Consider the following 4,827-nt stretch of genomic DNA (forward strand, 5'->3'; position numbering starts at 1 on the left):
GGCGGGCAGTCCCCTACGGGACACGCCGTGAATCCATCCATGGAGGCTTGGCAAAAACATCCATGTTTTTGACAGTCCCTACGGGGACTGCCCGCCGACCTCCCCCGACAGTGTGTCGCGCTGGGCGGACGGAAGAGCAGCGACGCAGGGCGTCGCTCTACGTTGCGCGATGGCCTGACGTACGGTGTGGGGCATTGGCACACCGCCGGTAGGGTTGGGTCCCAACCAACTGCCGTGAACCTGTCTGCGCCCGGTGACGCATTGAAATGACCGAAATGGTGGTGCGCCAAACGAAAACGGGGCGCCGGAATTGCCGACGCCCCGTCTGGGGTCACTGCTTTGTTTCGCGAATCAAATCGCCTTGGCTAGACCCGCCGCCAGGCCGATGTACCCGCCCGGGGTCAGCACGCGCAGGTTCTGCTTGGCGTCTTCCGGCAGGTCCAGCGATTCGACGAATGCCTTCATCGACTCGGCGGTGATGCCCTGGCCACGGGTCAGGGCCTTGAGCTGCTCGTAGGGGTTGGGCAGGCCATGACGGCGCATCACCGTCTGCACGGCTTCGGCCAGCACTTCCCACGCGGCATCCAGGTCGGCATTGAGGCGTTCCGGGTTCACGGTCAGCTTGCCCAGGCCCTTGGCCAGCGAGTCCAGGGCGACCTGGCTGTGGCCGAAGGCGGTGCCCACCGCGCGCAGCACGGTGGAGTCGGTGAGGTCGCGCTGCCAGCGGCTGATCGGCAGCTTGGCGCTGAAGTGCTCGAACAGGGCGTTGGCGATGCCGAAGTTGCCTTCGGCGTTTTCGAAGTCGATCGGGTTGACCTTGTGCGGCATGGTCGAGGAGCCCACTTCGCCTTCCTTGAGCTTCTGCTTGAAGTAGCCCAGCGAGATGTAGCCCCAGATGTCGCGGGCCAGGTCGATCAGGATGATGTTGGCGCGGCGGGCGGCGTCGCCGATCTCGGCGATGTTGTCGTGCGGCTCGATCTGGGTGGTGTAGGGGTTGAACACCAGGCCCAGGCTTTCGACGAAGCGCTTGGCGAAGGCCGGCCAGTCCACGTCGGGGTAGGCGATGGCGTGGGCGTTGTAGTTGCCCACCGCGCCGTTGATCTTGCCGGTCAGCTCGACCGCGGCGATCTGGCGGCGCTGGCGCTCCAGGCGGGCGACCACGTTGGCCACTTCCTTGCCCAGGGTGGTGGGCGAGGCGGTCTGGCCGTGGGTGCGCGACAGCATCGGCTGTTCGGCCTGGGCATGGGCCAGGGCGCGCAGGCGGGCAGCGATGTCGTCCAGCGACGGCAGCAGCACGGTGCGGCGGGCTTCTTCCAGCATCAGGCCGTAGCTGAGGTTGTTGATGTCTTCGCTGGTGCAGGCGAAATGCACGAACTCCAGGGCCGGGGCCAGCTCGGCGTCGTCCTTGAGCTGTTCCTTGATGAAGTACTCCACGGCCTTGACGTCGTGGTTGGTGGTGCGCTCGATTTCCTTCACCCGCGCGGCGTGGGCCGGGGCGAAATCGTCGGCCAGGGCGCGCAGGCGCGCGGCGGCGGCGGCCGGGAACGGTGCCAGCTCGGCGATGCCCGGTTCGTTGGCCAGGGCCAGCAGCCACTCCACTTCGACCTTCACGCGGGCCTTGATCAGGCCGTATTCGGAGAAGATCGGGCGCAGGGCGTCGACCTTGCCGGCATAGCGGCCATCAAGCGGGGACAGGGCGAGCAGGGCGAATTCGGACATGGCGGGCGCAGGCAATGACGGCGGGGGCCGTCATTCTACGCTGCCCCGGGGTCCTCGTCGGCCTCTTCGGGGGCCAGGCGTACGGTGACGGCCTGGATCCGGTGGCCGGCCATGCGCTTGACGGTGAACAGCTGGCCGTCGATGCGCACTTCCTCGCCTTCCTCGGGCAGGCGCTGGAGCTGGTGCACGATCAGCCCGCCGACCGAATTGAGGTGTTCGGGGGCGGCCAGGTCGCGGCCCAGCAGGCGCTCCAGCCGGAAGATGGAGGTGGAGCCGGCCACCAGCAGGCTGCCGTCGGCACCCCGGGTGGGGGCGTCCTTGACCACGTGCGGGTGCTCGTCCTCGATATCGCCGACCACCACTTCCAGCAGGTCTTCCAGGGTGAAGTAGCCCAGGATGCGGCCGTGTTCCTCCACGCACAGGGCCATGTGCGTGGTACCGGTGCGGAAGCGCTCGAGGACGGCGGTGACCGGGGTTTCCAGCGCGATCAGGTTGGCCGGGCGCAGCAGGGCGCGCAGGTCGTCGGTGGGCTGGCTGCGGGCGATCTCCACCAGCAGGTCCTTCATGTGCAGGATGCCCAGCACTTCCTCGCCATCGCGGTCGAACCAGGGGTAGCGGCTGTATCGGCTTTCGGCGAACTCGGCCATCACCTCGGCCAGGCCCATGCCCTGGCGGAACACGCGCATGTGTTCGCGCGGCCGCATCAGGTCGCCGGCCACCAGTTCGGGCAGCTCCAGCGCGTGGCTCATCAGGGTCAGGTCCTGGTCCGGTGCGCCGGCGCCGGGCTGCTGGCGCGCGACGATCAGCTTGAGTTCTTCGCGGGAGTAGCGGTGCGAGGTGTGCTCGACATCGCCCCAGCCGGCCAGCCGCAGCAGCGCGTTGGCGCTGTGGTTGAGCAGCCAGATCGCCGGGAACATGGCCCAGTAGAACAGGTACAGCGGCGCGGCGGTCCACAGCGACATGGCCTCCGGGCGGCGGATCGCCATGGATTTCGGCGCCAGTTCGCCCAGCACGATGTGCAGGAACGAGATCAGGCTAAAGGCGATGATGAAGGCGGTCAGGCGTGCGCCTTCCGGGCCCATGCCGAGCGCATCGAACAGCGGCTGCAGCAGGTGCGCGAACGCGGGCTCACCGACCCAGCCCAGGCCCAGCGAGGACAGGGTGATGCCCAGCTGGCAGGCCGAGAGGTAGGCATCCAGGTGCGAATGCACGTTGAGCAGCAGGCGGCCGCGCCAGCCGTGCCTGGCGGCCAGGCCGACGGCCTGGGTGTGGCGCAGTTTGACCAGGGCGAACTCGGCGGCCACGAAGAAGCCGTTGAGCACCACCAGGAACAGGGCCAGCAACAGGAGCAGCAGGTTGCCGACGATCATGGGTCGCCCATGGAGAGTGGTGATGCCTGAATGAACACGAATTCCGAGTCTAGCCGATGCGGGCTGCGGTTGGGATTCATTCCCGCTTGGGAGTATCGTGATTGCAGCCGCCAGCCAGGGAATGAAGGCCCGTTGCCAGCCGCCGTTCCCTTTCCCAACTGAAAGAATCGCGGAGTGATGCAATGAGCAAGGGTTTCAGGACCGAGCACGACAGCATGGGCGAACTGCAGGTGCCTGCAGATGCGCTGTGGGGCGCGCAGACGCAGCGCGCGGTAGACAATTTCCCGGTCTCGGGCCAACGCATGCCGCGCGGTTTCATCCGCGCGCTGGGCCTGGTGAAGGGTGCCGCAGCGGCGGTCAACGCCGAGCTGGGCCACCTGCCGAAGAACATCGGCAAGGCCATTGAGAGCGCAGCCGACGAAGTGGCCGAGGGCCGCCACGATGCGCACTTCCCGATCGACATCTACCAGACCGGTTCGGGCACCTCGTCGAACATGAATGCCAACGAGGTCATCGCCACGCTGGCCAACCGCGCGGGCAAGGCGGGCAAGACCACGGTGCACCCGAACGACCACGTCAACCAGGGCCAGAGCTCGAACGATGTGATCCCGACGGCGTTGCGGGTATCGGCGCTGCTGGGCGTGCAGGAGCAGCTGCTGCCGGCGCTGGTGCACCTGCGCAAGACCATCGACAAGCGTGGCCGCGCGCTGCGCAAGGTGGTCAAGACCGGCCGCACGCACCTGATGGATGCGATGCCGCTGACGTTCGAGCAGGAATTCGGCGCCTGGTCGGCGCAGCTGTCGTCGGCGCAGGAGCGCCTGGAAGACAGCCTGAAGCGGTTGCGCCGGTTACCGCTGGGCGGCACGGCGATCGGCACGGGCATCAATGCGGACCCGCGCTTCGGCGAGCGCGTGGCCAAGCGCCTGAAGCAGCAGACCGGGGTGCGCTTTGACAGCGCGGAAAACAAATTCGAGGGGCTGGCGGCGCAGGACGATGCGGTGGAACTGTCGGGCCAGCTCAATGCGCTGGCGGTGGCGCTGATCAAGATCGCCAACGACCTGCGCTGGATGAATGCCGGTCCGCTGGCGGGCCTGGGCGAGATCGAGTTGCCGGCGCTGCAGCCGGGCAGTTCGATCATGCCGGGCAAGGTCAATCCGGTGATTCCGGAGGCGACGGTGATGGTCTGCGCGCAGGTGATCGGGCACCACACGGCGATCACGGTGGCGGGGCAGACGGGCAACTTCCAGTTGAACGTGACGCTGCCGCTGATCGCGGCGAACCTGCTGGATGGCATCGGCCTGCTCTCCAACATCTCGCGGCTGCTGGCCGACACGGCCATCGCCGGGCTGAAGGTGCGCGAAGATCGTGTACGCGAGGCGCTGGCCCGCAACCCGATCCTGGTGACGGCGCTGAACCCGATCATCGGGTACGAAAAGGCCGCGGCGATCGCCAAGCGTGCGTACAAGGAACAGCGGCCAGTGCTGGATGTGGCCAAGGAAGACAGCGGGTTGTCTGAAGCCGAGCTGCGCCGGTTGCTGGATCCGGTTGCGCTTACTGCTGGCGGCATTCATGCCGGTGCTGGTGGTGGCGGCTGAAAGCTGAGAGCTAAGAGCTAAGAGCAGCGTTTCCATCTCTGCGAGTGGGGCGGCCGTCGGGCAGCCCCCTACGGGACACGCCGTAAACCCATCCATGGGGGCTTGGCAAAAACATCCATGTTTTTGACAGTCCCTACGGGGGC

3 protein-coding genes are annotated in these 4,827 nt (G+C 67.0%); 1 reads left to right on the forward strand and 2 read right to left on the reverse strand.

The features are described 5' to 3' along the window. Positions 1-351: 351 nt before the first annotated feature. Entirely contained in the window at positions 352-1,719 is a 1,368-nt protein-coding gene (gene purB / locus QMX79_RS20000) for an adenylosuccinate lyase (protein ID WP_282248340.1), read from the reverse strand. 35 nt (positions 1,720-1,754) lie between these two features. Continuing rightward, positions 1,755-3,089, reverse strand: a complete 1,335-nt coding sequence (locus tag QMX79_RS20005) for a hemolysin family protein (protein ID WP_282248342.1) — start codon at positions 3,087-3,089, stop codon at positions 1,755-1,757. Positions 3,090-3,271: 182 nt separating this feature from the next. On the opposite strand from QMX79_RS20005, the gene QMX79_RS20010 reads away from it, so the two are divergent. Next, positions 3,272-4,684, forward strand: coding sequence for a class II fumarate hydratase (locus QMX79_RS20010; protein WP_282248343.1), 1,413 nt, complete (start codon positions 3,272-3,274; stop codon positions 4,682-4,684). Positions 4,685-4,827: the final 143 nt, after the last annotated feature.

It is taken from the genome of Stenotrophomonas sp. PS02300, assembly GCF_029959395.1.
GTDB lineage: Bacteria > Pseudomonadota > Gammaproteobacteria > Xanthomonadales > Xanthomonadaceae > Stenotrophomonas > Stenotrophomonas maltophilia_AD.